The sequence below is a fragment of the Microbacterium sp. NPDC077184 genome (genome assembly GCF_040687055.1).
Lineage (GTDB): Bacteria > Actinomycetota > Actinomycetes > Actinomycetales > Microbacteriaceae > Microbacterium.
Map to the genome: position 1 here is coordinate 28,090 of NZ_JBFBMM010000010.1, position 25,973 is coordinate 54,062.

The window sequence follows — 25,973 nt, forward strand, 5'->3', positions numbered from 1 at the left end:
TCAGACAGGAAGCCCCGCGCTCGCGGCCGCGGTCCGCGGACCCACTCCGAGTGCGAGGGCGGCGCGGAGCTGCGCGATCGTGTCGACGTCGCGCCGGAGCGGTGACGACGACGGAAGGTCGAGGAGGCGGCATCCGCTCTCCACGTGCCGGGCGAGCGAGCCGTCGCCGAAGGACGACGCCCACGGCACCCCCGCGGCGGCGGTGACGAGCGTCGACCCCGAGCCCTCGGCATCCGCCACCACGGCGCGATCGACGCCCGCGGCGAGATCGAGCGCCGCCGTGAGGTCGTCCGCGCGCAGGGCGGGGAGGTCGCCGAGGAGGGCGGCGCGGGGGAGCACGGCCCGCGGATCGATCGCCTCGACACCGGCGGCGACGGCGCGGTCGAGGCCGCCGGGCCGCGGGTCGGGGACGAAGCGGACCGCGGGGAGCATCGCCGCCTCCCGGGCGAGCTGGGGGTCATCGCCGACGACGACGAGCTGCAGCACCCGGGGCGACGCGGCGACGGCGGCGAGGGTGTCCAGGGCGATCGCTCGGGCGAGGTCGGTGCGACGGGCGCCGTCGACCTGTAGGCGCGACTTCCCCTCACCGGCGGGCTTGACCGGGACGACGACGACCCAGCGGGCGGGGCGGGCGGTGTCGGTCACGCGCCGAAACGCTCGCGCAGACGCGGGAGGATCTCCGCGCCGTAGCGGCGGAGGAAGGCCTCCTGGTCGTGACCCGGATCGTGGAAGACGAGGTGGCGGAAGCCCTGCTCGACGTACCAGGCGATCCGCTCGACGTGCTCGTCGGGATCGTCCGAGACGATGAACCGCGACGCGGCCCGCTCGATCGGGAGCGCATCGCCCAGGCGCTGCATCTCGATCGGGTCGTCCGTACCCATCTTCTCGTCGGGGCTGAGGGCGAGCGGGGCCCAGAAGCGCGTCTTCTCGCGGCCCTCCTCGAGGGTGTCGGCGAGCGAGACCTTGACCTCCATGAGGGTGTCGATGTCGTCCCTCGTGCGCCCCTCCTTGCGGAGGCCCTCGTCGAGGGCGGGGAGGAGGGTGTCGGTGTAGAGCTCGGGCTTCTTCCCGCTGGTGGTGATGAAGCCATCGGCGATCCGGCCCGCGAGGCGGGTCGCGGCCGGGCCCGCCGCGCCGATGTAGACCGGCACGCGCTCATCGGGGCGGTCGTAGATCGTCACGTTCCTGGTCGTGTAGAACGTGCCGTCGAAGCTGACGCGCTCCTCGCTCCACAGGCGATCGATGAGGCCGAGGGCCTCCTTCAGACGCTGGAAGCGCTCGGGGGGATCGGGCCACGCGAAGCCGAGGTTCGCCTCGTTGAGCGCCTCGCCCGTTCCGACGCCGAGGATCACGCGTCCGGGGTACAGTGCGCCGAGGGTGGCGAACTCCTGGGCGATGACGGTCGGGTTGTAGCGGAAGGTCGGGGTGAGCACCGAGGTGCCGATGAGCACCCGCGAGGTGCGCGCCCCGAGCGCGCCGAGGAGCGGAACGGACGCCGGCGCGTGACCGCCGTCGTGCAGCCACGGCTGGAGGTGGTCCGACACGAACACCGAGTCGAACCCGACCTCCTCGGCGATCACGGCGAAATCGAGCAGCTCGCCCGGGCCGAACTGCTCGGCGGAGGCCTTGTATCCCAAACGGAGGGGGATGGTCATGGTGCTCCCTTTCCCGCCCGCGCCGCTGCGGGGGCGAATTCGGATCCGTCGGTGCGCGCGAGCCGCGCGCGGAAGGCGTCGACTGTGCCCGGCCACAACAGGGTGAGGCGGCCGGAGCGGGGATCGACGTACCAGTTGCGGCATCCGCCGGTGATCCACGGCGTGGATGCCGCCGCCGCGTCGATCTCCGCGGTGTAGGCGGCCTCGGCGTCGGGTCGCACCCGCAGGACGCCGTCGGGCATCGTGTCGCGGTGGTCGAGGGCGTTCACGGCGTACGCGGCCTGCTCCTGGATCATCAGGACCGCGGAGTTGTGACCGAGCGAGGCGTTCGGGCCGTTGAGGACGAAGAGGTTCGGGAAGCCCGAGACCACGGTGGAGGCGAACGAGGTCATGCCCGCGGCCCAGTGCTCGGCGAGGGTGACGTCGTCCTCGCCGACCACGAGGTCGGCGTAGGGCTGCTGCGCGGAGGCGAAGCCGGTGGCGAGGATCACGACGTCGGCGTCGTGCGCGCGGCCCGCGGCGGAGATCAGACGACCGCCGTCGACCTGCGCGAGGGCGGTCGGCTCGAGCGTCACCCGGTCGCCTGCGACGGCGGGGTAGAAGTCGTCGGAGAGGAGCACGCGCGTGCAGCCGAAGGCGTAATCGGGAGTGAGTGCGGCGCGGAGGGCGGGGTCGGCGACCTGGGCGTGCAGGTGCGCCAGGGCTTCCGCGCGGGCAGCCTCCGAGGCCGCGGCATCCCCCGAGCGCGACGCGAAGCGCTCCTCGCCCTGGAGGTACAGCGTCCGGCGGAGGCGTGCGAGGGCATCGGGGTCGTCCCTCAGACGCCGGCGTTCGGCATCCGTGTAGGGCGCGTCGCCGCGCGGCACGATCCACGCCGGCGTCCGCTGGAACAGCGTCACGTGGGCGGCGGTGCGGGCGAGCTCGGGGAGGATCTGTATGGCGCTCGCGCCGGTGCCGACGAGCGCGACCCGGGCGCTGGCGAGGGGGACGTCGTGATCCCAGCGCGCGGAGTGGAACATCGGCCCCGGGAAGGTCTCGAGACCGGCGATGTCGGGGATCGACGGCTCGGTGAGCCGCCCGCACGCGAGCACCAGCACCTCGGCCTCGAACGCCTCCGCGGTGGGGCCCGCGGTCTCGATCCGCCAGACGTTCGCGGCGGCATCCCACCTCGCCGCGGTCACGGCGGTGCGCAGGCGCAGGCGCTCGCCGAGACGCTCGCGGGCGGCGACGTCCTCGAGGTACGCGCGGATCTCGGCGCCCCGCGCGTAGATCCCCGGGGCATCCGGGCGCGGGTACTCGGCGAAGCCGTACAGGTGCGCCGGCACGTCGCACGCGACGCCGGGGTAGGTGTTCTCGCGCCAGGTCCCGCCGACGGATGCCGCCCGCTCGAGCAGCACGAAGTCGTCGCGGCCCGCCCGCTGGAGCGCGATCGCCATCCCGAGCCCGGCGAACCCGGCGCCGACGATCGCCACCTCCACGCGGCGCGCGGTCACCGGGCGGCCTCGCGGTAGTCCGTGGTGCGCTGGCGGAACGGCCGGAGGAGTCGCGCGGCGAGGCGGGCGGCATCCGCTCGGGGGAACTCGAGTCCCTGCTCGATGCCGGTGTCGGGGCGGACGCGCCCGTCGAGCAGCGTGCCGCCGAGGTCGTCTCCGCCGGAGCGGAGGAGGGTGGCGGCGGCGTCGCGGCCGACGCGGGTCCACGGGATCTGCACGTGAGCGATGCTGCCGCTGAGCAGCAGACGCGACACCGCGACCATCGCGCGGTGCTCGTCGATGGCGGCGCGCCCGGGCACGAGCGGGACGCCGCCGGCGGGACCGGGGAGGGGGATCGGCACGAACTCGGTGAACCCGCGCGTGCGCTCCTGGATTCCCCGGAGGCGGCGGAGGTGGGCGATGCGCTCGGCTCCGGTCTCGACGTGACCGTAGAAGAGCACCGAGGTCGAGCGGAACCCCGCCTCGTGGGCGGCGATGATCCCCTCCTCCCACCGGGCGATGTCGAGGTCGTCGGGGGCCACGAGGGTGCGAACGCGTTCGCTGAGCACCTTCACGCCGGTGCCGGGGACGGTGTCGACGCCGGCGTCCCGCAGAGCCGCGAGGGCGCCGTCGAGGCCGAGGCCGCCGCGGTCGGCGAGGTCGCGGACGTCCTGCGGGCGGTACGCGTGGAGGTGGAGGGCGGGAGCTGCGGCCGTGATCGTCCGCGCGATCGCCAGGTACGCGGCGGGGTCCTCCGTGTCGGGGAGGCGCCCCTGGACGCAGATCTCCGTCGCGCCCAGGGCGGCGGCATCCGCGGCGATCTCGGCGACCTCGTCGAGCGAGAACGTCCCGGGCTCACCGGTCGGCGACGCACGGAAACCGCTGGAGGTGAGGTTGCGGTTGACGACCATGCTCACCGCCTCGCCGACGGTGTAGCGGCGGACGTCGTCCGCGGTGCGGGCGAGGACGTCGAGCGCCTCCCCCGTGGCCTCGAGGAGGGCGACCCATTCGGGGTCGTCGAGGCTCGCCGGGTCGTCGGCGGCGCGTTCGGCCAGGCGGGTGGCGCCCGATCGCGGTGAAGGACGCGGGACGGATGGGGGTCCCGCCGGTTCTGCCGGGTTGTCGGGGTCGATCCGTCCCGCGTTTTCGACCGCGGAGACGGGGGAACCGACGGCGGAGACGGGGGAACCGACCGCGGAGGCGGGGGAAGCGGCCGCGGCGAGGCCGGAATCCGGATCGGCGAGGGCGGCGACGGCGGGGGCGAGGCCGGGGTCGATCCACGTCCCGGCGTCCCGGACGTACTCGGGATGGGCCGTCAGGCGCTCGCGGAGGGTGTAGCCGAGGTCGGCGGTGGCCGCGGCGAGATCGTCGACGTGCGGCCACGGGCGCTCGGGGTTGACGTGGTCGGCGGTGAGCGGCGAGACCCCGCCCCAGTCGTCGATCCCGGCCGCGACGAGCCGGGCGAACTCGCGCGTGTCCGACAGGTTCGGCGGCACCTGGATCCGCATGTGCGGGCCCATCACCAGACGCGCGACCGCGACGGTGCGGACGTACTCGTCGAGATCGGCGTCGGGGGCGTCGCGCATCGCCGTCTGCGCCTTGGCGCGGAAGTTCTGCACGATCACCTCCTGCACGTGTCCGCGTCCGGACGCCGCATGACGGAGGTGCGCGTCGCGGATCGCCACCAGCGACTCGGCCCGATCGCGGATCGTCTCGCCGATGCCGACGAGGATGCCGGTGGTGAACGGCACGCGCAGACGCCCGGCGTCCTCGATGACGGCGAGGCGGAGATCGGGGTCCTTATCGGGCGAGCCGTAGTGGACCTGGCCGCGTTCCTCGAACAGCCGCCGCGAGGTCGTCTCGAGCATCATGCCCATCGACGGCGACACGGTGCGCAGGCGTCGGAGCTCGGCATCCGTCATCACGCCGGGGTTGGCGTGCACGAGCATCCCGGTCTCGGCCGTGATGAGCGCGGCGACGTGGGCGACGTAGTCGATCGTGGACGCGAAGCCGTGGTCGTCCAGCCATGCGCGCGCCTCGGGCCAGCGCTCCTCCGGGCGGTCGCCGAGGGTGAGCAGCGCCTCCTTGCACCCGAGCGCCTGCCCCTGCCGCACGACCTGGAGCACCTGCTCGGGCGACATGTACGCGGGCTTCCGCAACAACGCGAGCTGGCCCGGGGTGTCGACGAACACGCAGTAGTGGCAGCGATCGCGGCAGAGGGTGGTGAGCGGCACGAACACCTTGCGCGAATACGTGATGACCCCGGCGCGTCCGGCCGCGGCGAGCCCCTCGTCGCGGAGGCTGCCGGCGAGGGCGGCGAGCGTCTCCTCGTCGGGACCGGATGCCGCCAGCAGCGCTTCGGCGTCATCGGCGTCGAGCGCGGCGCCGGAGCGGACGCGATCGAGCGCGCGGTGCACCGCGGAGCCGAGCAGGGTCATCGCTCAAGTCTCCCACCGCGCGGCATCCGTCGCGTCGCGGATCGTTGCGCTCCTGTGAGCAAACGCCCCGGAACGCGCGCCGCGACGCTGGCAGACTAGGGGCATGGTCACGCTCCTGCTCGATTCCACCCGGCTCGAAATCGCGCTGTCGGGGTCGGAGCGCCTCCTCGCATTCCGCAAGGAGAATGTGCTGGTCGAGCGGTCCCAGATCGGGAAGGTCCAGCTCACCGCGGACGTCTGGACCTGGCTTCGCGGCGTCCCGAGCCCGGGATCGCACGTGCGCGGGATCGTCGCGGCGGGCCGCTGGCGCTCGGCGGGCGGCGACGACTTCGCGATGATCCGCCGACGCCGCGAAGGGGTCGTCATCGACCTCGAGGGGCACGAGGAGTTCGAACGGATCCTCCTCACGACCCGTCACGGACTCGCGCTCGTCCAGGCGCTCCGGATCGACGTGGACGCCGACGACGCGGCGACGGATGTCGTCGAGATCGTCGAGACCGCGGCGGTTCCGGTGATCGCTCCCGGCGTCAGCTGACGTCGCGTCGCCAGGTGGTCGCCCACCCGACCACGAGGAACACCACGGCATAGGCGAGCAGCACGATGCCGCCGACCCACCACTCGAGCGTCCCGCCGTCGCCGCCGGTCGGGCCGATGCCGGTGAAGACGCTCGCGCCGACGAGGGCGTCGCCCGCGGCTCCCGGGAGGAATCGGACGACGTCGGAGAGACCGTCGACGAACGAGCCGGCGACACGGCCGATCGGCTCGAGGAACTGGGTGAACACCAGCACGCCGACGACGGCGCCGACCTGGTTGCGGACGAGCGCGCCGACGCCGATGCCGATGAGGACCCACAGGACGAAGGCGATCAGCATCCGCCCGATGAGCGCCCACGTGTCGGCCTCACCGAGGCCCGTGTCGATGCCGAAACCGGCGAGGAACCCCGCGCCGGCGCCGACGGCCGCGAGCGTTCCGAGCACGCCGTAGACAAGGCCGAGCAGGATGCCGACCACGACCTTGCCCGTGAGCGCCGTGCCGCGCCGGGGGAAGGCGAGGAAGGTCGGAGTGAGCGTCTGATGGCGGAACTCGCTCGTGACCATCAGCGTGCCGATGAGGAGCGGGAAGACGTAGCCGACGGAGGTGGCGGAGCTGTAGATCGTCGGCGGGAGGATCGACGGGTCGATCGTCATCTGCTGCCCGGGGAGTGCGCCGCTCGCCGAGGCGGCGAAGACGAACCCGAGCGCCGCCGCGGTGAAGGCGACGTAGGCGACGAGGATGATCGCGAGCAGCCACCACATCGAGGTGGTGATCTGCTTGACGGACTCGGAGCGGACCGCGGTGGCGAGGCTCATCGCAGGTCACCTCTTTCCTCGGTCGTGACGTCTTCGTCGGCGGGCGCGTCCTCGGTCGGTGCTTCCGCCTCGGCCGGGGCCGCGGCATCCGTCGCCGTCGGCGTGTGGACGCGCGTGCCGTTGACGAGGTCGAGGAACACCTCCTCCAGCGCGGGGCCGCGTCGCTGGAGGCCGGACAGGGCCACGCCCGCGGCCGCGGCGATCGCGCCGACCTCGGCCGCGTCGCGATCGGCGACCCGGATGCCGCCGCGGATGACCTCCACGCTCGCCCCGGCGGCGGCGAGGGCGTCGAGGAGGCCGTCGCGGTCGGGGGCGTCGACGACGGTGGCGTACTCGGTGGGATCGGCGAGGTCGTCGAGGCCGCCCTGGAAGACGCGCTGTCCGCGGGAGATGATCAGCACCGCATCGGCGGTCTGCTGCACTTCGGCGAGGAGGTGCGAGGAGACGAGCACCGTTCGCCCTTCGCGTGCGAGCTCCTGCAGGAGCCGGCGCATCCAGCGGATGCCCTCGGGGTCGAGGCCGTTGGACGGCTCGTCCAGCACGAGGACGCCGGGGTCGCCGAGAAGGGCCGAGGCGAGGCCCAGCCGCTGGCGCATGCCGAGCGAGTAGCCCCCGACCTTCCGGCCGGCGGCATCCGAGAGTCCGACGAGGGCGAGGGTCTCGTCCACACGGGTGCGGGGGAGGCCGGCCGCCGCGGCGAGGACCCGGAGATGCCCCGCGCCGGTGCGGCCCGGGTGGAAGCTGGAGGCTTCGAGCGCGGCACCCACGGAGCGCAGCGGATGCCGCAGCTCGGCGTAGGGACGCCCGCCGATGGTCGCCGACCCGTGAGTGGCGCGGACGAGTCCCAGCAACATGCGGAGGGTGGTGGTCTTCCCCGCGCCGTTGGGACCGAGGAAGCCCGTCACCCGTCCGGGTTCGACGCGGGCGGTGAAGTCGGAGACGGCGCGGATGCGGCCGAAGTCTTTCGTGAGTCCGGTGAACTCGAGCGCCAGTGCGTCGGGCATGCCGCGCCTTTCGTCGGTGTCGTCGTTCTGCGGTCAGGTCCTCCCATCCTGTCGGAACGGACGCGGCGATGCAGAAACGCCCCGGTAACGTGTGTGCCGTGACCGACGACGCCGCGCCCACCGTCCTCGCCCGTCCCGCGGGCAGACTCGGGTGGCTGACGCTCAATCGGCCCCGTGCGATCAACGCCCTCGACCTCGAGATGATCCGCGCCCTGCACGCCGCGCTCGACGGGTGGGAGGACGACACCGACATCGAGGCCGTCCTCATCGACGGAGCGGGCGACCGGGGGCTCTGCGCGGGCGGCGACGTGCGCGACCTCGCGGCCCGCATCACCGCGGGACGCCCGGCGGAGGTGGCGCTCTTCTTCCAGGAGGAGTACGCGCTCAACGCCCGCATCGCCGAGTATCCGAAGCCCGTCATCGCGCTCGCCGACGGCATCACGATGGGAGGCGGCATCGGCGTCGCCGGCCACGCGGCGATTCGCATCGTCACCGAGACCTCGCGCCTGGCGATGCCCGAGACCCGGATCGGGTTCACCCCGGACGTCGGCGGTTCGTGGCTGCTCGCCCGCGCGCCGGGCAGGCTCGGGGAGTTCCTCGCGCTCACCGGCGGGACGATGGATGCCGGCGACGCGGTCTACGCCGGATTCGCCGACCACTGCGTGCCCCGCGCGCACCTCGACGCCCTCCGCGAGGCGTTCGAGCGGCGTGCGGATCCGGAGACCCCGACCGAGCTCGTGCTCCTCTTCGACGAGACGCCGGAACCGTCCCGCCTCGCCGCCGCGCGCGTCTGGATCGACGACGCGTTCGCCGCCGACACGGTCCCCGAGATCATCGAGCGGCTCCGGGCGCGCGACGAGGATGCCGCGCACGCCGCCGCCGACACCCTCGAGGAGCTCTCGCCGACGGCGCTGACGGTGACCCTCGCCGCCGTCCGCCGCGCGCGCGAGCTGCCCGACCTCCGTGCGGCGCTCGCTCAGGAGTACGGGCTGGTGATGTGGTTCGCCCACACCCAGCCCGACCTTCCCGAGGGCGTCCGCGCGCAGCTCATCGACAAGGACCGGTCGCCCCGGTGGCAGCCCGCGACGCTCGCGGAGATCGATCCCGGACTCGCGGCATCCGCTCTCGCCTTCGTCCCCGACGAGCCGCTCCGGGGGTGAGGGGACGATGACCCGGACCCGCCGACGGACGTACTCGCTCGGCATCGCCGTCGACTGGTTCTTCTTCGTCTTCGCGGGCCTCGCGGCGGTGTGGCTGGCCTACCTCAGCTTCACCGAGTCGTTCCGCGTGGGGTGGTGGGGGCTGCCGTTCTTCATCGGCTTCTGGGTGCTGCTGGCCTACCTGGTGCTGCCGCGCCTGCACCGGATCCTCACGACCGTCTACGTGCCGGACTACTTCATCGGCCGCACGCGCACGAGCGACGGCCTCCTCGGCGATCCCGTGAACCTCGCCCTCCTCGGCGAGGGCGCGCAGATCGAGCAGGCGATGCGCCGCGCCGGATGGACCAAGGCCGACCCGGTCACCCTCGCGTCGTCGTGGCGGATCATCACCTCGACGCTTCGTCGGCGCAGCTACCACGAGGCTCCGGTGAGCCCGCTGTTCCTGTTCGGGCGGCAGCAGGACTTCGCCTACCAGCAGGAGGTCGACGGCAATCCCGCCCAGCGCCACCACGTGCGGTTCTGGCGGTGCCCGGACGGCTGGCTGCTTCCCGGCGGAACCCGGGTGGACTGGCTCGCGGCGGGCACCTTCGACACGCGCGTGGGCCTGTCGCTGTTCACCCTCCAGGTCACCCACAAGATCGACGCCGACACGGATGTCGAGCGCGACCACATCGTCCGTACCGTGTCGGAGGCCGACCCGCGCGTGCGGGTGGACGTCATCGCCGACTTCGCCACCGGGTACCACTCCCGCAACGGCGGCGGAGACAGCATCCGCACCGACGGGGATCTGCCGATCATCGATGTCCGCGCCGTGACCGGCGACGCGCAGCCGCGCGGTGAGGAGGCGACGTCGTGAGTTCTGCACCCCCTCCGCATGTGCCCGGCAAGCGCCCGGCGTACGAGCCGGGTGCGAGGCTGCTGTCGCCCGTGCGTTACGACCCGGACATGCCGCGCCCGGCGACGACGGTCGCGGGGACGTTCCTGGTGCTGCTCCGCGCGATCGCCGGGGCCTTCGTGCTCCTGGAGCTCGCGCGGGAATGGGACTCCCTCTTCGGCACCGTCACGGCATCCGATGCGGCGCTCAACGATCCGGAGGTCCGCTCGCTCCTCCTCGGCGTCGTGCTCGTCGGCGGCGGAATCCTGGTCCTCGCCGACGCCGTGCTCGGAATCCTGATCTATCGTGGCCATAACTGGCCGCGCGTGCTCGTCATGCTGTTCTCGGTCATCTCCATCAGCACCGTGTTCACCGCGTGGTGGGTGCGGGGCGAGGAGATCACCCTGGACGGGACGTTCCTGTCGCTGAGCCTGGACATCCTGCTGCTGCTCGCGCTGTCGAGCCGCAGCGCGGCGGCTTACGCCCGCCGGAACGAGAGACGACCCGAGAACGACTGAGGAAGGAGCGGGATGTTCGACAGCCCGCTGTCGGCCTCCGCGTACGACGTGCTGGGGGTCGCCCCCGACGTCGACGACGACGCCCTCCGCAAGGCCTACCGCCTGCGACTGCGACAGACCCACCCCGACACCGGCGGTGACGCCGCGACCTTCGTGCAGGTCCAGCGCGCGTGGGAGCTCGTCGGCACCGCCGATGCGCGCGCGGCGTACGACCGCGGGCACGGCTTCGGCTCGAGCGAGGCGCCGGAGTGGTCGGATGCCGCGGGGTCGGCCTCCGATGCCACCTCCTGGCGCGCCCCGCGGGCGGCCTCGCGCGACACCCGTCCGCGCGCCCGCTCGCACGGGCATCCGGGCGGCTGGCGACGCGAACGCTACCTCGACCTCATGCGCGAGTGGGTCGGCCGCGGCGTTCCGCTGGAGGACCCGTACGACCCCGCTCTCGTGCGCACCGCCCCGCACCATCTGCGGCGCCTCCTCGCCGACGCGCTCGCCGAGGAGGCGACCGCCCGCATCGTCGCCGATCTCGGCATGGGGTACACGGTGTGGCACGACGTGATGGCCGAAGGACGCGACGCGGGGCCCGACGACAAGATCGACCACATCGTGCTGGGCCCGAGCGGCCTCTACGGGGTGCTGTCGGAGGACTTCGGCGGACCGGTCGGTGTCCGCCGCGGCGAGATCGTGGGCGACGGTGTGGTGGGCACGCCGATCGCGGACCTCGTCGCGCGCGTGCGCGGCATGGGGCGTGCGGCGGGGGTGCGGTTCCGCGGCGCGATCGTGGTGCTTCCCGATGACGACCTCGATCAGGCGATCACCGAGCTCGGCAAGGTGCGCGGCGTGCCCGTCGCGGTCGTCGCCCGCAGTGCGCTGTCGACGATCCTCCGTCGCGGGCTCACGGGCGCGCGCGCGATGGGCGGCAACGAGGTCTTCGACGCCCGCACGCGGCTGCAGCAGCGCGTCCGCTTCGCCTGAGGTCCGCGCCGGTTCCCGCCTCAGTCGTCGAGGCCGAAGAGCTCGAGCGGGTGGGTGAGGCGCCACCAGGCGCTCGGGGGCTCGATGTCTTCGGCCAGCCGCAGGTCGACGAGGGCGTCGTCGAGCGGACCGTCGACCGAGAGCGCTCCGACGACGTCGCCGGCGGTGCGGGCGTCGCCGAGGTCGTACCGGGTCGACACCGTTCCGGCACCGCCGTTCCACAGGACGACGGCCGCGTCGCTCGCGGTGACGATCGAGACCTCTTCGCCCCATTCCGTGCGGACGAGCCCCGCGACGGTGTCGGCGGTGACGGACGGTCGAGGCTGCAGCTCCTGCTCCAGCTGCGCGTACAGCGCGCGCGAGGCCTCGACCCGTGCGGCGTCGTCGGGCTGACCGAGGACCGCGGCGTACAGCCGGACGGTGGTGTCGCCGGCGACGACATCCTTCGCCGACAGGAGATTCCACGCGTCGAGGGTGCCGGTCTTGATGCCGAGGACGCCGGGGTCGGCGAGGAGTCCGTTGGTGTTCTCCACCCGGCCGGCGCCCGGGAGCTCGACGGCCTGTTTCGCGACGATCTCGGCGACGACCGGGTTCTCCATCGCCTTCTTGGCCAGGGGGATGAGCGACTCGGCCGTCGCGGTGTTGCCGCCGTCGATCCCCGTCGGCTCGACGACGGTCACCCCGGGGATGCCGTGGGTCGACAGCCAGGAGCGCGCCGCCGAGGAGAAGACCTGGTCCGAGGGCCAGATCGTCGACGCGAGACGCTCGGCGTAGTTGTTCGCCGAGCCCACGAGGATGCCCTCGAGCATCTGATACTCGGTGAGCACTCCGTCGATGGGCACGTCGAGGGCGGACTCGCCACGGGCGCGGTAATCCCAGTACTCGAGCATGTCGGTGTAGCCGAAGCGGTACTCCGGTCCCTGCTCCCCCGGCGCGAGGGGCAGCTCGTCGAGGATCATCAGCGCCGTGACCACCTTGGTGATGCTGGCGATGGATGCCGGATCCAGCGACGACGCGAGCGTCCCGTCGATGCCCTCGACGGCGATCGCCGCCGAACCCACTCCCGGCCAGGCCGGGACGGCTGCGACCGAGGCGATCGGCTCGACCTGCACGGGGGCCACTTCCGGTGCCACGGCGTGCAGCGGCCACAGGAGGGTGGTGGCGGCGTAGGCGCCGGCGAGCGCGGCGAACACGCCGACCGGGATGAGGACCCCCGGGCGCAGGATCGAGCGGCGCGGGGCGTCGGCGAGCAGGTCGGGTTCGACCGGGACGAAGGGAGCGGATGCCGTGGCGAAGTCGGTCCGGGTCGACGCGCCCGTCACCCGCTCCGGGTCGACCCACGCCAGCGCCCCCGTCGGGGTCGGGCCCGTCGTCGACGCGACGGTCTCCCGACGGGCGCGACGCGTCGTCGCGGGGGCTTCGTCCACGCTCACCCGGCCAAGATACCGCGCCCGGGCGCCGCTATACTCGAGCGCACAACCACGGGAGTCCGGTGAGCCGGGCTGAGAGGAAGCGAACCACGCTTCGACCGTCGAACCTGATCCGGATCATGCCGGCGCAGGGAGGAGCATCGATGTCTGCATCCACGTCCACGTCCGTCCCCACCTCGACGCCGCCGCGGACCCACCGCTGGCGCGTCGTGGACATCGTCGTCGCCAGCGTCCTCGGCGTCGCGTGCGGACTCGTCTTCCTGCTCTGGAACGTCGCGTACCGCGGTCCGAGCGCCTTCCTCGAACCGCTCCTGCCGGGGCTCCAGGGACTCCTCGACGGACCCTGGCTGTTCGCGGGCGTCCTCGGCGCCCTCATCATCCGCAAGCCCGGCGCGGCGGTGTACACCGAACTCGTCGCGGCGGCCGTGTCGGCCCTCACGCTGGTCGGCAACACGTGGGGGGCGTTCCTCACGCTCGAGGCGGGCCTCATCCAGGGCCTCGGCGCCGAGCTCGTCTTCCTCGCCTTCTTCTACCGCCGCTGGTCGCTGCCGGTCGCCGTCCTCGCGGGGATCGGGGCCGCGCTCTTCGGCGGCGTGAACAACCTCCTGCTCTGGTACGCCGGCGCCGACATCACCTTCGTGGTGGTCTACCTCGTCAGCACGATGATCTCGGGCGCGGTGATCGCCGGTGCCCTGTCGTGGGCGATCGCGCGCGGGCTCGCCGCCACCGGCGCGCTCGACCGGTTCGCGTCGGGTCGCGCGCACCGCACCCGCGTCTGAGCGTGTCGCGGATGCCGGGCGCCGCGGCCGCGGTGCGGGTGCGCGGGTGGGGCTGGCGGCACGCGTCGCGGCGCGCCTGGGCGGTGCGAGGCGTGGACCTGCGGATCGAGCCGGGGGAGCGGGTCCTCCTCCTCGGCGCATCCGGGGCCGGGAAGTCCACGCTCCTCCAGGGGCTCGCGGGTGTCCTCGGCGGTGCCGAGGAGGGCGAGTCCGAGGGGGAGCTGCTCCTCGACGACGTTCCCGCGGAGGCCGCGCGCGGGCGCGCGGGCCTGCTCCTGCAGGATCCCGACGCGCAGGTGATCCTCGCCCGGGTGGGCGACGACATCGCCTTCGGCTGCGAGAACCTCGGCATCCCGCACGACGAGATCTGGCCGCGCGTGCACGCCGCCCGCGACGCCGTGGGGCTGGACGTCCCCTTGGACCGTCCGACGAAGGAGCTCTCCGGCGGTCAGAAGCAGCGGATGGCGCTGGCCGGCGTCCTCGCGATGCGGCCGGGGCTGATCCTGCTCGACGAACCCACCGCCAACCTCGATCCGGACGGGGCCGCGGAGGTGCGCGCCGCGGTCGGTGGACTCCTCGACGCCCATCCGGCGACCCTCGTGGTCGTCGAGCACCGCGTGGAGGTGTGGCTCCCGCTGGTCACGCGCGTGGTCGTCCTCGGTGCGGGCGGCGACGGGGTGATCGCCGACGGGACACCCGACGAGGTCCTGGGCGCCGAGCGCGCGCGGTTGACGGATGCCGGGGTCTGGGTCCCCGCCTCGCCCCCGCCGCACCCCGCTCCTCCCGCGTCGCCGCCCGGTGACGTGCTGCTGCGGGCGCGCGACCTGGCCGTGCAGCGGGTGGCGGGCAGCCCCGTGGCCTCCGGCATCGACCTGGAGGTCCGCGCCGGCGCGGCGCTGGCGATCACCGGGCCGAACGGGTCGGGGAAGTCGACGCTCGGGCTGACGCTCGCGGGGCTGATCGCTCCGGCATCCGGTCTCCTCGAGGCATCCGACGCGCTCGCCGCCGGGGCGGGTCCCACACCGATCCGCTGGCGCTCCCGCCAGCTGCTGACACGGATCGGCACGGTCTTCCAGGATCCCGAGCATCAGCTCCTCGAGCGAACGGTGCGGGGGGAGCTCGAGGTCGGGCCGCGCGCTCTCGGACAGGATGCCGCGGCGCGGGAGGCCGTGGTCGACGAGCTCCTCGCGCGGCTCCGGCTGGATCATCTGGCCGCAGCCAACCCGTACACGCTCTCCGGTGGGGAGAAGCGCCGCCTGACGGTGGCCGCGGCGCTCGCCACGGCGCCCCGGGTGCTGGTCCTCGATGAGCCGACGTTCGGGCAGGACGCGCGGACGTGGGCGGAGATGGTCGCGCTCCTCGCGCGCCTGCGGGACGAGGGGTCCGCGATCGTGACGATCACGCATGACGCCGACGTCGTGCGCGCCCTCCGTGCCACGCGGGTCGAGATCCGCGGAGCGACGCGATGACGCTGGCACCGGATCGGGCGCGCACGAGCACGATGGCGCGGGTGAACCCCGTGGCGAAGCTCGCCGCGACGATGGTGCTCACCGTGCCGCTCGTGCTGACCCTCGACGTCGTCTCGGCCGGCGCGGCGCTCCTCGTCGAGCTGCTCCTGATGCCGTGGGCGGGGCTCCGGTGGGGCGAGTTCTGGCGGCGGACGTGGCTCGTCTGGGCTCTCGCTCCGCTCACCGGCGTGACGATCGCCCTCTACGGGCGGACGAGCGGACAGATCTACGTCGAGTGGCTCGCGGTGCGCGTCAGCGACGGATCGCTCGAGCTGGCCCTCGCGACCACGCTCCGCGTGCTCGCCATCGCCCTGCCGTCGGTCGTGCTGTTCGCGAGCGTCGACCCCACCGATCTCGCCGACGGGCTGTCGCAGATCTGGCGTCTTCCGGCGCGGTTCGTGCTCGGCGCTCTCGCGGGCCTGCGGATGGTCGGCCTCTTCCTCGACGACTGGCGCGCGCTCGAACTCGCCCGCCGCGCGCGCGGCGTTGCCGACCGGGGGCGGCTGCGCCGGTTCCTCGGGATGGCGTTCGCGCTGCTCGTGCTGTCCATCCGTCGCGGGGCGAAGCTCGCCACCGCGATGGAAGCGCGCGGCTTCGGGGCTCCGGGGCCGCGGACGTGGGCGCGGATCTCGACGTTCGGCGGGCGCGAATGGGCGCTCATCGCCGTGGGGGCGGGGATCGCCCTCGTCGCCGTGGCCGCCGCGCTCGCCGTCGGCACGTGGAACTTCATCCTCGGCCCCGGCTGACCCCGATTCCTCGTGAGACGCAGTCCCGCCTAAGCTGACATGTGATGTCGACGCCTCCGGGCGCAGTTCGAAGGAGAACGGATGGACCTCACCTCCTCCGCCGCCCTGGTCACCGGCGGTGCCAGCGGCCTGGGCCTCGCCACGGCCCGACGCCTCATCGACGCCGGCGCCGCCGTCACGCTCGTCGACCTCCCCGGGTCTCCCGGGGCCGCCGTCGCGGCCGAGATCGGCGCGTCCTTCGCCGCGGCCGACGTGACCGACCCCGAGCAGGTCGCCGCCACCGTGGCGCAGGCGAGCGAGGCGGGCCCCCTGCGCGTCGTCGTCAACTGCGCGGGGATCGCCCCGCCCGCGAAGGTCCTCGACCGGGACGGCGTCCCCACCCCGATCGCCGACTTCGAGCGCATCCTGCGGGTGAACCTCCTCGGCACCTACACGGTCATCGCCCACGGCGCCGCGGCGATCGCCCGCACCGAGCCGGACGCGTCGGGCGATCGCGGCGTGATCGTCAGCACCGCGAGCGTCGCCGCCTTCGACGGGCAGATCGGACAGCCCGCCTACGCCGCCAGCAAGGGCGGCGTGCACGCGATGACCCTCCCCATCGCCCGCGAGCTCGCCCGCCACGCGATCCGCGTGGTCACCATCGCGCCCGGAATCATGGAGACGCCGATGCTCGCCGGTCTCCCGCAGCCCGCGCAGGACTCGCTCGGCCAGCAGGTGCCCTACCCGGCTCGGCTCGGGAAACCCGACGAGTACGCGCGCCTGGTGATGGCGATCGTCGACAACGGCTACCTGAACGGCGAGACGATCCGCCTCGACGGCGCGATCCGGATGGCACCGAAATGAGCGTGGAAGGCACCGACATGACCGCAGAGGGCACCGACACGGGCGCAGACGCCTCGTCGATCCTGCTCACGCGCGAGGGTGCTCTCGCACGCGTGCGCTTCAACCGTCCGGCGTCGCTCAACGCGATGGGATTCGCGATGGGTCGACGCTGGCGTGACATCGCGCGCGAGATCACCGCGGACGACACGGTCGGGGCGATCCTGCTCGAGGCGTCGGGGCCGGCGTTCTGCGCCGGGGGCGACGTCCGCGAGATGGCCACGTCCGGCGCCGACGGCGGGGCCGTCACCGAGACCGCGCACGTCATCCACGACGGCATCCGTGCGTTCGTGGAATCGTCGATTCCCGTCGTCGCCGCCGTCCAGGGCGCCGTCGCCGGCGGCGGGCTCGGCCTCATGCTCGCGGCGGACTACATCGTCGCGTCCGAGAGTGCGCGCTTCGTGAGCAAGTACGCCGAGATCGGACTCACCCCCGACCTCGGGGTCTCCACCCTCCTCCCCGCGGCCGTCGGTCAGCGACGAGCCCTGCGGATGCTGCTGCAGGACGTCACGATCGATGCGGACACGGCCCTCGACTGGGGTCTCGTGACCGAGGTCGTCCCGGCCGCCGACGTCGCCGAGCGGGCGCTCGCCGTCGCCCGGAGCTGGCTCTCGGGGGCCACGGGGGCGTACGGTCAGGCCAAGCGGCTCGTCCGCGCCGGTGCGGAGCGCGACTTCGCCGCCAACCTCGCCGATGAGTCCGCCACGATCGGCGCACGATTCGACACCCCGGAGGCGGCCGCACGCATCCGGGCCTTCGCTTCCGGAAAGGACGCCCGATGACCGAGAACGACTCCGTGAACACCCCCGGCGAGACGAGTGCGTCGCGCACGAGCCTCGCGGGGAAGACCGTGCTCCTCTCCGGGGGCAGCCGCGGCATCGGTCTGGCGATCGCGCTGCGCGCCGCCCGCGACGGGGCCAACGTCGCCATCCTCGCCAAGACCGACACCCCGCATCCGAAGCTCGAAGGCACCGTGCACACCGCGGCCGAGCAGATCCGTGCGGCCGGCGGCAACGCCCTCCCGATCGTCGGCGACGTCCGCAACGACGACGACGTGACCGAGGCGGTCCTGATGACCCAGGGCGAGTTCGGCGGCATCGACGTCGTCGTCAACAACGCCTCCGTCGTCGACCTGTCGGGCACCGAAGCTCTGTCGATGAAGAAGTACGACCTGATGCAGGACGTCAACGTGCGCGGGACGTTCCTGCTCTCGCGCGCGGCGCTGCCGATGCTGAAGGATGCCGAGAACCCGCACATCCTGTCGCTCTCGCCGCCCTTGAACCTCTCGCCGAAGTGGCTCGGCGCCCACACCGGCTACACGCTGGCGAAGTACGGGATGACCATGGCGACGCTCGGGATCGGGGCGGAGTTCGCCTCCGCCGGGATCGCGGCGAACACGCTGTGGCCGCGGACGACGATCGCGACCGCCGCAGTGCAGTTCTCCCTCGGCGGCGACCGCATGATGAAGGTCAGTCGCACGCCGGAGATCTACGCCGACGCCGCCTACGAGGTCGTCACGCGGCCGGCGTCGTCGTACACCGGTCAGACGCTCATCGTCGAAGACGTGCTGGAAGAGGCGGGCGTCACCGACTTCTCGCGATACGCCGCGGTGCCCGGCACCCCCGACGACGCGCTCTTCCCCGACATCTTCCTCTGAGGACGGGTCGGCCGCCGGGCGGGTCAGTGGGTCGATCCGCTGAAGAGCAGGACGCCCCCGAGCCCGATCATCATGCCGCCACCGGTGGCCGACAGCGTCGCAAGGCGCTTCGGCGAGCGGCCGAACCACGTGCGCGCCGCCGCGGCGGCGAGCGCCCACGCGCCGTCCGAGATGAGGGCGAGCGCGAAGAACACCAGGCCGAGCTCGACCATCTGCAGGGGCACCGCTCCGGCATCCAGGTCGACGAACTGGGGGAGGACCGCGCCGAAGAACGCGATGCTCTTCGGATTCGTCACCCCCACGACGAAACCGGCGCCGAGCTGTCGCCACGCCGATCCCGCGACCGGGGTCGCGTCGGCGCCGCCGGCCGCGCGGTTCCGGTGACGGATCGCCTGGATGCCGAGGTAGGCGAGGTAGAGCGCCCCGACGATCTTGACCGCGGTGAACAGGACCGCCGACCGCGCGACGATCCCGCCGACGCCGAAGGCCACGAGGCCGATGATCGGGAGGAGTCCGAGGGCGTTCCCGAGCACGCTGAGCAGGCCGCCGATGCGTCCGAGTGCGAGCGCGCGACCGATCGTGAAGAGGACGCTCGGCCCCGGGATGACGATGAGCACCAGGGCGGCGAGCGTGAAGGCGAGGAGATTCTCGAGGGGAACCACGGGAGCAGGCTACTGCCTGCCCGTCACGGCGCCGCGGGGATCACGGCGCTGTCGCGGGGAGCGGTGCGAGCACGACCTCGACGTTGTCGTCCGCTCGCCACCAGAAGCCGACGGCATCCGTCTCGGTCATCCCCTCGGGACGGTCATCGGCGGGGATGTCGGATGCCGGGATGACGACGAGCAGGGCGTTCCGGCGGTGCGCCTCCTCGGGGAGGCAGGTGCCGCGGGTGCCGGCGGCGAGCTCGACGACGAGGCAGAGCTCGTCGGAGTCGGCGCGGGCCCGCCACAGCTGACCGGAGTAGTAGCGCCCGGCCGGGGTGATCCACTCGCTGTCGCGGTCGCCGGGCAGCGCGGGCGGGATCAGGGTCGCGGTGTTGCCGGTGATGTCGCTCAGCCTGCCGTCGAGCGGGACGGTGAACAGGGTCAGGGCCTCGGGGGCGTCGAGGAACACCGTCGCGTCGCGGACGGCATCCTCGATCGTGCGCAGCTCGGTGTGGTCGGCGCCGGGGAGCGTGTCTCCCAGGAGAGGCGCGAGGAACGCCCCCGCGAGCGTCACGGCGGCGGCGCCGCCGACGAGTGCCGCAGCGAGCCGGGCGCGGTGTCCGGTCCGTCGCGGGGATGCGGGTCGCTGCGGGTGCTGCGGGTGAGGGTTTTCGGGGTCCGCCGCCGGAGGTCCGGCCACGCCCGGTGCGGCGGGCCTGGCGGTGACATCCGGCCTGTCTTTGACATCCGGCGCGGCGGTGACACCTCGTGCGGGCGGCCCGGCTGAGCTTTCGGCGCGACTCTCCGCCTCGAGCTCGGCCAGCCGTGCCTGCGCCGCGGGGTCGTCGTCGAGTCCGCCGCCCGCGCCCCACGCGCGACGACGCAGGGCGTCCAATTCGCGGCGGGAGGCGGCATCCATGTCAGTCCTTCGTCAGGGGCTTCCGGAGGAACACCTGCTCGGTGCCGTCGTCTCCCGGCACGCGCTGGGTCTCGCGGTAGCCCTCCCGCTCGTACAGGCGCAGGTTGGCCTCGCTGAGCGACCCGGTGAAGAGCTCGGCCTCGGTCGCACCGGCGTCGCGGCCGCGCGTCTCGACGGCGTCGAGCAGGGTGGTACCGATGCCGCGGCCCTGCTGGTCGGGGGCGATGGCGATCCGGCCGATGAGGAGGAGGTCACCGTCCCGGCGGGCGCGGACCACGCCGACCATGCGCGGCCCGTCGAGGGCGACGCATCCGAGGTTCTCCTCGAGCTCCGCACGCACCTCGTCGAGGGTCTGGGTGAGCGGGGGCATGTCGACCGATCGGTAGATCAGCGCCTCCTGCACGAACGCGGCACGCTGGAGGGTGAGGACCTCGCCGGCGTCGTCGGGGGTGATGTCGCGCACGGTGATCCGACCCATGGGTCCACGCTAGTGCCGCGCACACGGGCGGCGGCCAGGCCGTTCCCGTACCCTCGGAGGATGAGCACTCCGCCCCCCGTGCGCCGCACCGAGCCGCGACAGGTCCGCCCGCGCACCGAGGGCTGGTCGCAGAAGAAGGACGAGGAGGGCCGGCCGCTGCTGCAGTTCGCCAGCCCCAAGCGCGGCAAGCCGCCCGTCCACCTCGCCGACCTCACTCCCGAGGAGCGCGTGGCGAAGGTCAAGGAGCTCGGGCTGCCGGGCTTCCGGGCGGGGCAGCTCGAGAAGCACTACTTCACCCACTACACGCACGACCCGGCCGAGATGACCGATCTCCCCGCCGACGGGCGCGAGGAGTTCGTCCACGGGATGCTGCCGCCGCTCCTGACCGAGGTGCGGCGTCTGGAGACCGACCGCGGGGACACGATCAAGTTCCTCTGGAAGCTGCACGACGGCGCCCTCGTGGAGTCGGTGCTCATGCGCTACCCGGGCCGCATCACGCTGTGCGTGTCGAGTCAGGCCGGGTGCGGCATGAACTGCCCGTTCTGCGCGACCGGGCAGGCGGGGCTGACGCGCAACATGTCGGCGGCGGAGATCGTCGAGCAGATCGTGCGCGCCAACGCCCTCATCGCCGCCGGCGGCCTCGGCGGCAAGAAGCGCGACGACCACAGCGCCGAGCGCGTGAGCAACATCGTCTTCATGGGCATGGGGGAGCCGCTGGCCAACTACGCCCGCGTGATGCAGGCGGTGCGGGTCATGGTGGACAACAAGCACGGCCTCGGCATGAGCGCGCGAGGGATCACCGTGTCGACGGTGGGTCTCGTCCCCGCGATCCGGAAGCTCTCCGCCGAGGACATCCCCGTCACGTTCGCGCTGTCGCTGCACGCTCCCGACGACCAGCTGCGCGACGAGCTCATCCCGGTCAACTCGCGCTGGAAGGTCGACGAGGCGCTGGATGCCGCACGCGAGTACTTCGACAAGACGAAGCGGCGCGTGTCGATCGAGTACGCGCTCATCAAGGACATGAACGATCACGGCTGGCGCGCCGACCTCCTCGCCGAGAAGCTCAACGCCCGCGGGCGCGGGTGGGTGCACGTGAACCCGATCCCGCTGAACCCGACGCCCGGGTCGGTGTGGACCGCGTCGGAGCGCGACGTGCAGAACGAGTTCGTCCGTCGCCTCAACGACGCCGGCATCCCGACGACCCTCCGCGACACCCGCGGTAAGGAGATCGACGGAGCGTGCGGTCAGCTCGTCGCCACCACCGAGGACGAGGCCGCGGCCGAGGCGACGCCCACCGAGGCCTGACGCCTCTCCGCGCGCGTCTACGGCAAGAAGTGGTCCCGCGCGAGCGGGGCGACCTCGAGGTCCTGCGCGTCGGCGCGCGACACCCAGCGGAGCTCTTCGATCTCGGCTCCGATCGCCGGATGCTGAGCCCCGATGTCGGCGGCGAACACATCGGCCACCACGACGAAGCCCGGTTCGTTGGCGGCGGCCGCCTCGTATCGACCCAGCGCCCGCAACGCCGAGGGGTCGAGGTGCAGTCCGAGCTCCTCGGCCAGCTCGCGCGACAGCGTCTCGGCCGGCGTCTCGCCGGGCTCGGGCTTGCCGCCCGGCTGCATGAACGCCGTCGTGCCGGCCTTGCGGACGAGCAGCAGGCGGGACTCCGCATCGACGATCACAGCCGCGGAGACATGGATGCGGCGCGGAGAGGTCATCGTCGCACGCTAACAGGCGACGTAGAATCTCCTGTGCCCGACGAGACCTCCGCCCCCACCGCGCTGGCGCCGTCCGGCATCGATCCCGACGATCTCGCGGCCACCCTGCGGGTGCTCGAGGGCATGGCCGGACTCGACGAGACGCATCCCGACTTCGTCGCCGTGCGCCAGGCCACGGCCAAGATGTTCAAGGCCGTCAAGCGCGTGCGGCGCCGTGAGATCCGGGAGGCCATCGCCCGGGCCGACCGCGCCGTCGTCGCGGCGACGGCCACGGGAGCGCCCGACCGCATCGACGACGAGACCCGCGGCATCCCGATCTCGACGGCGACGACCGCGCCGACGGCGGGGACCCTGCTCAAGGCGCGTCCCTGCTACATCTGCAAGCAGCCGTACACGCGCGTCGACGCGTTCTACCACCAGCTCTGTCCGTCGTGCGCGGCGATGAGTCACGCCAAGCGCGACGCGCGCACCGACCTCACCGGCAAGCGGGCGCTGCTGACCGGTGGTCGCGCGAAGATCGGCATGTACATCGCCCTGCGTCTCCTGCGCGACGGTGCGCACACGACGATCACGACGCGATTCCCGCGGGATGCCGTGCGCCGGTTCCGCAGTCTCCCCGACGCCCCCGAGTGGATCGACCGGCTGAAGATCGTCGGCATCGACCTGCGCGACCCCGCCCAGGTGCTCGGGCTCGCCGACGACGTCGCGGCAGCCGGCCCCCTCGACATCCTCATCAACAACGCCACGCAGACCGTCCGTCGCTCACCGGGCGCGTACCAGCCGCTCGTCGACGCCGAACTCGCGCCGCTCCCGGACGGACCGCTTCCCGCGCTCGTGACGTTCGGGCACACGAACGACCAGCACCCGCAGGCGCTCGAGCGGTCCGTGACGGCGCATCCGATCCTCGCCGCGGCAGCCGAGCGCGCCGACGAGCTCACCGAGCAGGCGATGCTGGCCGGGTCGAGCTCGCTCGACCGACTCGCCGCCGGCACCGCGATCGACGCGGGCGGGCTCATCCCCGATCTCCACGACGTGAACTCCTGGACCCAGCGCGTCGACGAGGTCGATCCGCTCGAGATGCTCGAGGTGCAGCTGGCCAATACGACCGCGCCGTTCCTCCTCGTGTCGAAGCTCCGACCGTCGCTGGCCGCCAGCGCCGCGCGTCGCACCTACATCGTCAACGTCAGCGCGATGGAGGGCGTCTTCGGCCGCGGATACAAGGGCCCCGGGCATCCGCACACGAACATGGCCAAGGCGGCGGTCAACATGCTGACCCGCACCAGCGCGCGCGAGATGTTCGAGTCCGACGGCATCCTGATGACGAGCGTGGACACCGGCTGGATCACCGACGAACGTCCGCACCCGACGAAGGTGCGCCTCGCCGAAGAGGGATTCCACGCCCCTCTCGACCTCGTCGACGGCGCCGCCCGCGTCTACGACCCGATCGTCCGCGGCGAGGCGGGCGAAGACCTGTTCGGCGTCTTCCTCAAGGACTACGCGCGGGGCTCGTGGTGACGCTCCCCGAGCCCGGCCGTCGCGTCGTCGTGCGGTACCTGCTGCCGTCGGGGCAGGCGACCGACGCGCTCGGCGAGCTGCTCGGCGCGGACGCCGAGACGGTGGTGGTCGACGGCAAGCGCGGGGTCGAGCGCATCGCCGTGGCCGACATCATCGCCGCGAAAGAGGTGCCGCCCTCTCCGCCGCCGCGTGCGCGCCGAGGCTCGGGCGGACGCGGCTGATCGCAAGGACCGCCTCGCACTTCACGCCGCGTGCGGCCGCTGACAGAATCGGGCCATGCCGGATTGGCTCGTCCTCACGCTCATCCTCATCGCCTTCGCCGTCACGACGGCCTGGGTCGTCCGTCGCCTCCTCGACGTGCATGTCGGGTGGCTGCGAGCGGTCGTCGTCGCGGGGGTGGTCTTCCTCGTCGCCGCGCCCGTGGCGATCTGGACGCTCGAGCAGGCCGAGGTCTACTCCGCCGGCGTCTTCACGGTCAGCGGTCCGATCGCCGTGGCCTTCCTCGCCCTCACGATCGGCTGGACGTTCGCCGCGGTCGTGATCGCCGTGCTCACGGTCGAGTTCCTCTGGCCGTCGCGCGGCTGGCGGAATCCGATCACTGTCATCAGGAACGCCATCCGGCGCCGCGCCCGCGCGAAGCGGTACGCGCAGATCCTCGCGATCGGATCGAGGCACGGCCTGACGTTCTACGAGGGGCGGCGCCGCGGCGATGACGACGATCTCCCCGCAGCGCTGGTGGCCGCCATGAACGACGCCGGCGTGACTTTCGTGAAGCTGGGGCAGGTGCTGTCGTCCCGCGAGGACGTCCTTCCTCCGGCGCTCATCGACGCCTTCTCGACCCTGCAGATGGATTCGACCGCGATCCCGTGGGAGGAGGCACGGGAAGCCATCCGCGCGCAGCTCGGTCGCCCCCTCGAGGAGGTGTTCGCCGAGATCGACACGACTCCGCTCGCCGCGGCATCCGTCGCTCAGGTCCACGCCGCGCGCCTCCTCGACGGCGAGGAGGTCGTCGTGAAGATCCAGCGCCCTCGCGCGCGAGAACAGGTCACGACGGATCTCGACATCCTCGTCCGGCTCGCCGCCGAGGCCGAGCGGCGGACCGACTGGGCGCGTGCCTACGGTGCCGCCGCTCTCGTGGACGAGTTCGCCCGCGCCCTTCGGGAGGAGCTGGACTATCGCGTCGAGGTCGCGAACAGCGGGATGCTGCGCGGTGCCGTCGAGGCATCCGGCGCGGCGGGCCTGCGCGTGCCCCGGGTCTGGCCGGAGTTCTCCACGGCGCAGATGATCGTGCAGGAGCGGGTGGACGGCACCCCCTTCGCGAGGCTGGCGCCCGGAGCGCTCGACGAGGACGACGCGCGCGAGGTCGCCGACCGGCTGCTCGAATCGGTGTTCGACCAGATCGCCGTGCGCGGGGTGTTCCACGCCGATCTCCACGCCGGCAACGTCATCCTCGACGGTGAGGGCGGGATCGCCCTGATCGACTTCGGCGCCGTCGGCATCCTCGAGCGCAGCATGCGGCGGCTCCTGGTGCCGATGCTCATCGCGATGGCGAACGAGGACGACGTCGCCGTGACGGATGTCGTCCTGCTCATGTGCGGCACCGACGGCGTGGATGCGGCGGCGCTGCAACGCGACATCGGCGTCATCCTCACCCGCATACGCAGCTCGCGCGGCAGGGGCGGACCCGGGATGGACGAGAACGTCTTCCGGCTCCTCCTGGACGTCCTCCGCCGCAACCGGATGGCTCTGCCGCCGTCGCTGCTGCTGGTCTTCCGCACGCTGGCGTCGCTGGAGGGCACGCTCCGGCGGGTGTGTCCCGACTACGACATGGTGGGGCGGGCGCTCACCATCGCTCCGCGGATGGCGACGAAGCTGGTGTCGCCCGAGGATGCCGCGATGTCGTTGCAGACCTGGTCGGCGCTCCTCGCAGAGCAGCTGCTGCGGATGCCGCGGCGAGTGGAGAGCATCTCCCGTGGACTCGAGGAAGGGACGCTCTCGGTCCGCCTGCGCTCGTTCGAATCGCCGGACGAGCGCGGCTGGGTCGACGGGCTCGCCGGTCGCCTCACCACGACCGTTGTCGGCTCGACCCTCCTGTTCGCGGGCATCCTGCTCGCCGTCGACGACGGCGGCCCCATGCTCACCGGTGACGTCCCGGCCTTCGCGTTCCTCGGCAGCGTGGCCGGTCTCGGGGGGCTCCTGCTCCTCCTGCGGTCGCTGCGGAGCGCCTTCCGGCGTCGATGAGCGGGACGGGCGTGGGTTCC

The 25,973-nt window shown here is 72.8% G+C and carries 26 protein-coding genes and 1 riboswitch; of the genes, 15 read left to right on the top strand and 11 right to left on the bottom strand.

Annotation, left to right across the window (positions count from 1 at the left end):
* The 4 genes from cofC to cofG are packed head-to-tail and all read right to left on the bottom strand — an operon-like array spanning position 1 to position 5,565.
* A complete protein-coding gene (cofC, locus tag AB0O93_RS15415; RefSeq protein ID WP_363344830.1) occupies positions 1 to 645 on the bottom strand; it encodes a 2-phospho-L-lactate guanylyltransferase in 645 nt (214 codons plus the stop codon).
* Entirely contained in the window at positions 642 to 1,655 is a 1,014-nt protein-coding gene (fgd, locus tag AB0O93_RS15420) for a glucose-6-phosphate dehydrogenase (coenzyme-F420) (protein WP_363344832.1), read from the bottom strand. Before fgd ends, cofC begins: the two co-directional genes overlap by 4 nt.
* A complete protein-coding gene (locus AB0O93_RS15425; protein WP_363344834.1) occupies positions 1,652 to 3,148 on the bottom strand; it encodes an NAD(P)/FAD-dependent oxidoreductase in 1,497 nt (498 codons plus the stop codon). The genes fgd and AB0O93_RS15425 overlap by 4 nt, the downstream gene beginning before the upstream one ends.
* Positions 3,145 to 5,565, bottom strand: coding sequence for a 7,8-didemethyl-8-hydroxy-5-deazariboflavin synthase CofG (gene cofG / locus AB0O93_RS15430; RefSeq protein ID WP_363344836.1), 2,421 nt, complete (start codon positions 5,563 to 5,565; stop codon positions 3,145 to 3,147). Before cofG ends, AB0O93_RS15425 begins: the two co-directional genes overlap by 4 nt.
* Before the next feature lie 103 nt (positions 5,566 to 5,668).
* Here cofG and AB0O93_RS15435 point away from each other — a divergent pair, with 103 nt between their 5' ends.
* Positions 5,669 to 6,100: a hypothetical protein gene (locus AB0O93_RS15435; RefSeq protein WP_363344838.1), complete on the top strand. Its 432-nt coding sequence runs from the start codon at positions 5,669 to 5,671 to the stop codon at positions 6,098 to 6,100.
* Here AB0O93_RS15435 and AB0O93_RS15440 read toward each other — a convergent pair.
* Together AB0O93_RS15440 and AB0O93_RS15445 are read right to left on the bottom strand one after the other, a co-directional pair.
* Positions 6,093 to 6,914, bottom strand: a complete 822-nt coding sequence (locus AB0O93_RS15440; protein ID WP_363344840.1) for an ABC transporter permease — start codon at positions 6,912 to 6,914, stop codon at positions 6,093 to 6,095. The genes AB0O93_RS15435 and AB0O93_RS15440 overlap by 8 nt on opposite strands.
* Positions 6,911 to 7,918 carry an ATP-binding cassette domain-containing protein gene (locus tag AB0O93_RS15445; RefSeq protein ID WP_363344842.1) on the bottom strand — a complete coding sequence of 336 codons (1,008 nt, stop codon included), beginning with the start codon at positions 7,916 to 7,918 and terminating at the stop codon, positions 6,911 to 6,913. The genes AB0O93_RS15440 and AB0O93_RS15445 overlap by 4 nt, the downstream gene beginning before the upstream one ends.
* Before the next feature lie 98 nt (positions 7,919 to 8,016).
* Here AB0O93_RS15445 and AB0O93_RS15450 point away from each other — a divergent pair, with 98 nt between their 5' ends.
* From AB0O93_RS15450 to AB0O93_RS15465, 4 genes are read left to right on the top strand one after another with little or no spacing between them, the layout of a single operon-like run.
* Positions 8,017 to 9,078, top strand: coding sequence for an enoyl-CoA hydratase/isomerase family protein (locus AB0O93_RS15450; RefSeq protein ID WP_363344844.1), 1,062 nt, complete (start codon positions 8,017 to 8,019; stop codon positions 9,076 to 9,078).
* 7 nt (positions 9,079 to 9,085) lie between these two features.
* Entirely contained in the window at positions 9,086 to 9,934 is an 849-nt protein-coding gene (locus AB0O93_RS15455) for an LssY C-terminal domain-containing protein (RefSeq protein WP_363344846.1), read from the top strand.
* Entirely contained in the window at positions 9,931 to 10,470 is a 540-nt protein-coding gene (locus AB0O93_RS15460; RefSeq protein WP_363344848.1) for a hypothetical protein, read from the top strand. The genes AB0O93_RS15455 and AB0O93_RS15460 overlap by 4 nt, the downstream gene beginning before the upstream one ends.
* 12 nt (positions 10,471 to 10,482) lie before the next feature.
* Positions 10,483 to 11,442 carry a DnaJ domain-containing protein gene (locus AB0O93_RS15465; RefSeq protein WP_363344850.1) on the top strand — a complete coding sequence of 320 codons (960 nt, stop codon included), beginning with the start codon at positions 10,483 to 10,485 and terminating at the stop codon, positions 11,440 to 11,442.
* 20 nt (positions 11,443 to 11,462) lie between these two features.
* On the opposite strand, the gene AB0O93_RS15470 is transcribed toward AB0O93_RS15465, so the two are convergent.
* Positions 11,463 to 12,875: a D-alanyl-D-alanine carboxypeptidase gene (locus AB0O93_RS15470; RefSeq protein WP_363344852.1), complete on the bottom strand. Its 1,413-nt coding sequence runs from the start codon at positions 12,873 to 12,875 to the stop codon at positions 11,463 to 11,465.
* 38 nt (positions 12,876 to 12,913) lie between these two features.
* Positions 12,914 to 13,023, top strand: a riboswitch (TPP riboswitch).
* On the opposite strand from AB0O93_RS15470, the gene AB0O93_RS15475 reads away from it, so the two are divergent.
* The 6 genes from AB0O93_RS15475 to AB0O93_RS15500 all read left to right on the top strand — a co-directional run bounded on the left by AB0O93_RS15475 (position 13,016) and on the right by AB0O93_RS15500 (position 18,441).
* Positions 13,016 to 13,651 (top strand): ECF transporter S component, encoded by a 636-nt coding sequence (locus tag AB0O93_RS15475; protein WP_363344854.1) that lies wholly within the window; start codon positions 13,016 to 13,018, stop codon positions 13,649 to 13,651. It overlaps the preceding riboswitch by 8 nt.
* A gap of 11 nt (positions 13,652 to 13,662) precedes the next feature.
* Positions 13,663 to 15,120, top strand: coding sequence for an ATP-binding cassette domain-containing protein (locus AB0O93_RS15480; protein WP_363344856.1), 1,458 nt, complete (start codon positions 13,663 to 13,665; stop codon positions 15,118 to 15,120).
* Positions 15,117 to 15,905 carry an energy-coupling factor transporter transmembrane component T gene (locus AB0O93_RS15485; protein WP_363344858.1) on the top strand — a complete coding sequence of 263 codons (789 nt, stop codon included), beginning with the start codon at positions 15,117 to 15,119 and terminating at the stop codon, positions 15,903 to 15,905. The genes AB0O93_RS15480 and AB0O93_RS15485 overlap by 4 nt, the downstream gene beginning before the upstream one ends.
* 81 nt (positions 15,906 to 15,986) lie before the next feature.
* Complete coding sequence (locus AB0O93_RS15490) at positions 15,987 to 16,748, top strand: SDR family NAD(P)-dependent oxidoreductase (protein ID WP_363344860.1); 762 nt, start codon at positions 15,987 to 15,989, stop codon at positions 16,746 to 16,748.
* 17 nt (positions 16,749 to 16,765) lie between these two features.
* Entirely contained in the window at positions 16,766 to 17,566 is an 801-nt protein-coding gene (locus tag AB0O93_RS15495) for an enoyl-CoA hydratase/isomerase family protein (RefSeq protein WP_363344862.1), read from the top strand.
* Positions 17,563 to 18,441 carry an NAD(P)-dependent oxidoreductase gene (locus tag AB0O93_RS15500; RefSeq protein ID WP_363344864.1) on the top strand — a complete coding sequence of 293 codons (879 nt, stop codon included), beginning with the start codon at positions 17,563 to 17,565 and terminating at the stop codon, positions 18,439 to 18,441. Before AB0O93_RS15495 ends, AB0O93_RS15500 begins: the two co-directional genes overlap by 4 nt.
* A gap of 23 nt (positions 18,442 to 18,464) precedes the next feature.
* Here AB0O93_RS15500 and AB0O93_RS15505 read toward each other — a convergent pair whose 3' ends face one another.
* The 3 genes from AB0O93_RS15505 to AB0O93_RS15515 are packed head-to-tail and all read right to left on the bottom strand — an operon-like array spanning position 18,465 to position 20,482.
* Positions 18,465 to 19,103 (bottom strand): LysE family translocator, encoded by a 639-nt coding sequence (locus tag AB0O93_RS15505; protein WP_363344866.1) that lies wholly within the window; start codon positions 19,101 to 19,103, stop codon positions 18,465 to 18,467.
* A gap of 40 nt (positions 19,104 to 19,143) precedes the next feature.
* Complete coding sequence (locus AB0O93_RS15510; protein ID WP_363344868.1) at positions 19,144 to 20,004, bottom strand: hypothetical protein; 861 nt, start codon at positions 20,002 to 20,004, stop codon at positions 19,144 to 19,146.
* A 1-nt stretch (position 20,005) separates the two neighbouring features.
* The gene (locus tag AB0O93_RS15515) at positions 20,006 to 20,482 is read right to left on the bottom strand and encodes a GNAT family N-acetyltransferase (protein ID WP_363344870.1); all 477 of its coding nucleotides are present in this window, start codon (positions 20,480 to 20,482) and stop codon (positions 20,006 to 20,008) included.
* Positions 20,483 to 20,542: 60 nt separating this feature from the next.
* Here AB0O93_RS15515 and rlmN point away from each other — a divergent pair, with 60 nt between their 5' ends.
* The gene (rlmN, locus tag AB0O93_RS15520) at positions 20,543 to 21,787 is read left to right on the top strand and encodes a 23S rRNA (adenine(2503)-C(2))-methyltransferase RlmN (RefSeq protein WP_363344872.1); all 1,245 of its coding nucleotides are present in this window, start codon (positions 20,543 to 20,545) and stop codon (positions 21,785 to 21,787) included.
* A 17-nt stretch (positions 21,788 to 21,804) separates the two neighbouring features.
* Here rlmN and AB0O93_RS15525 read toward each other — a convergent pair whose 3' ends face one another.
* A complete protein-coding gene (locus tag AB0O93_RS15525; RefSeq protein WP_363344874.1) occupies positions 21,805 to 22,197 on the bottom strand; it encodes an NUDIX domain-containing protein in 393 nt (130 codons plus the stop codon).
* Between the two features lie 33 nt (positions 22,198 to 22,230).
* On the opposite strand from AB0O93_RS15525, the gene AB0O93_RS15530 reads away from it, so the two are divergent.
* From AB0O93_RS15530 to AB0O93_RS15540, 3 genes are read left to right on the top strand one after another with little or no spacing between them, the layout of a single operon-like run.
* Complete coding sequence (locus AB0O93_RS15530; protein WP_363344876.1) at positions 22,231 to 23,712, top strand: SDR family NAD(P)-dependent oxidoreductase; 1,482 nt, start codon at positions 22,231 to 22,233, stop codon at positions 23,710 to 23,712.
* A complete protein-coding gene (locus tag AB0O93_RS15535) occupies positions 23,709 to 23,933 on the top strand; it encodes a hypothetical protein (protein ID WP_363344878.1) in 225 nt (74 codons plus the stop codon). Before AB0O93_RS15530 ends, AB0O93_RS15535 begins: the two co-directional genes overlap by 4 nt.
* Before the next feature lie 55 nt (positions 23,934 to 23,988).
* The gene (locus tag AB0O93_RS15540; protein ID WP_363344880.1) at positions 23,989 to 25,953 is read left to right on the top strand and encodes an AarF/UbiB family protein; all 1,965 of its coding nucleotides are present in this window, start codon (positions 23,989 to 23,991) and stop codon (positions 25,951 to 25,953) included.
* Positions 25,954 to 25,973 lie beyond the last annotated feature (20 nt).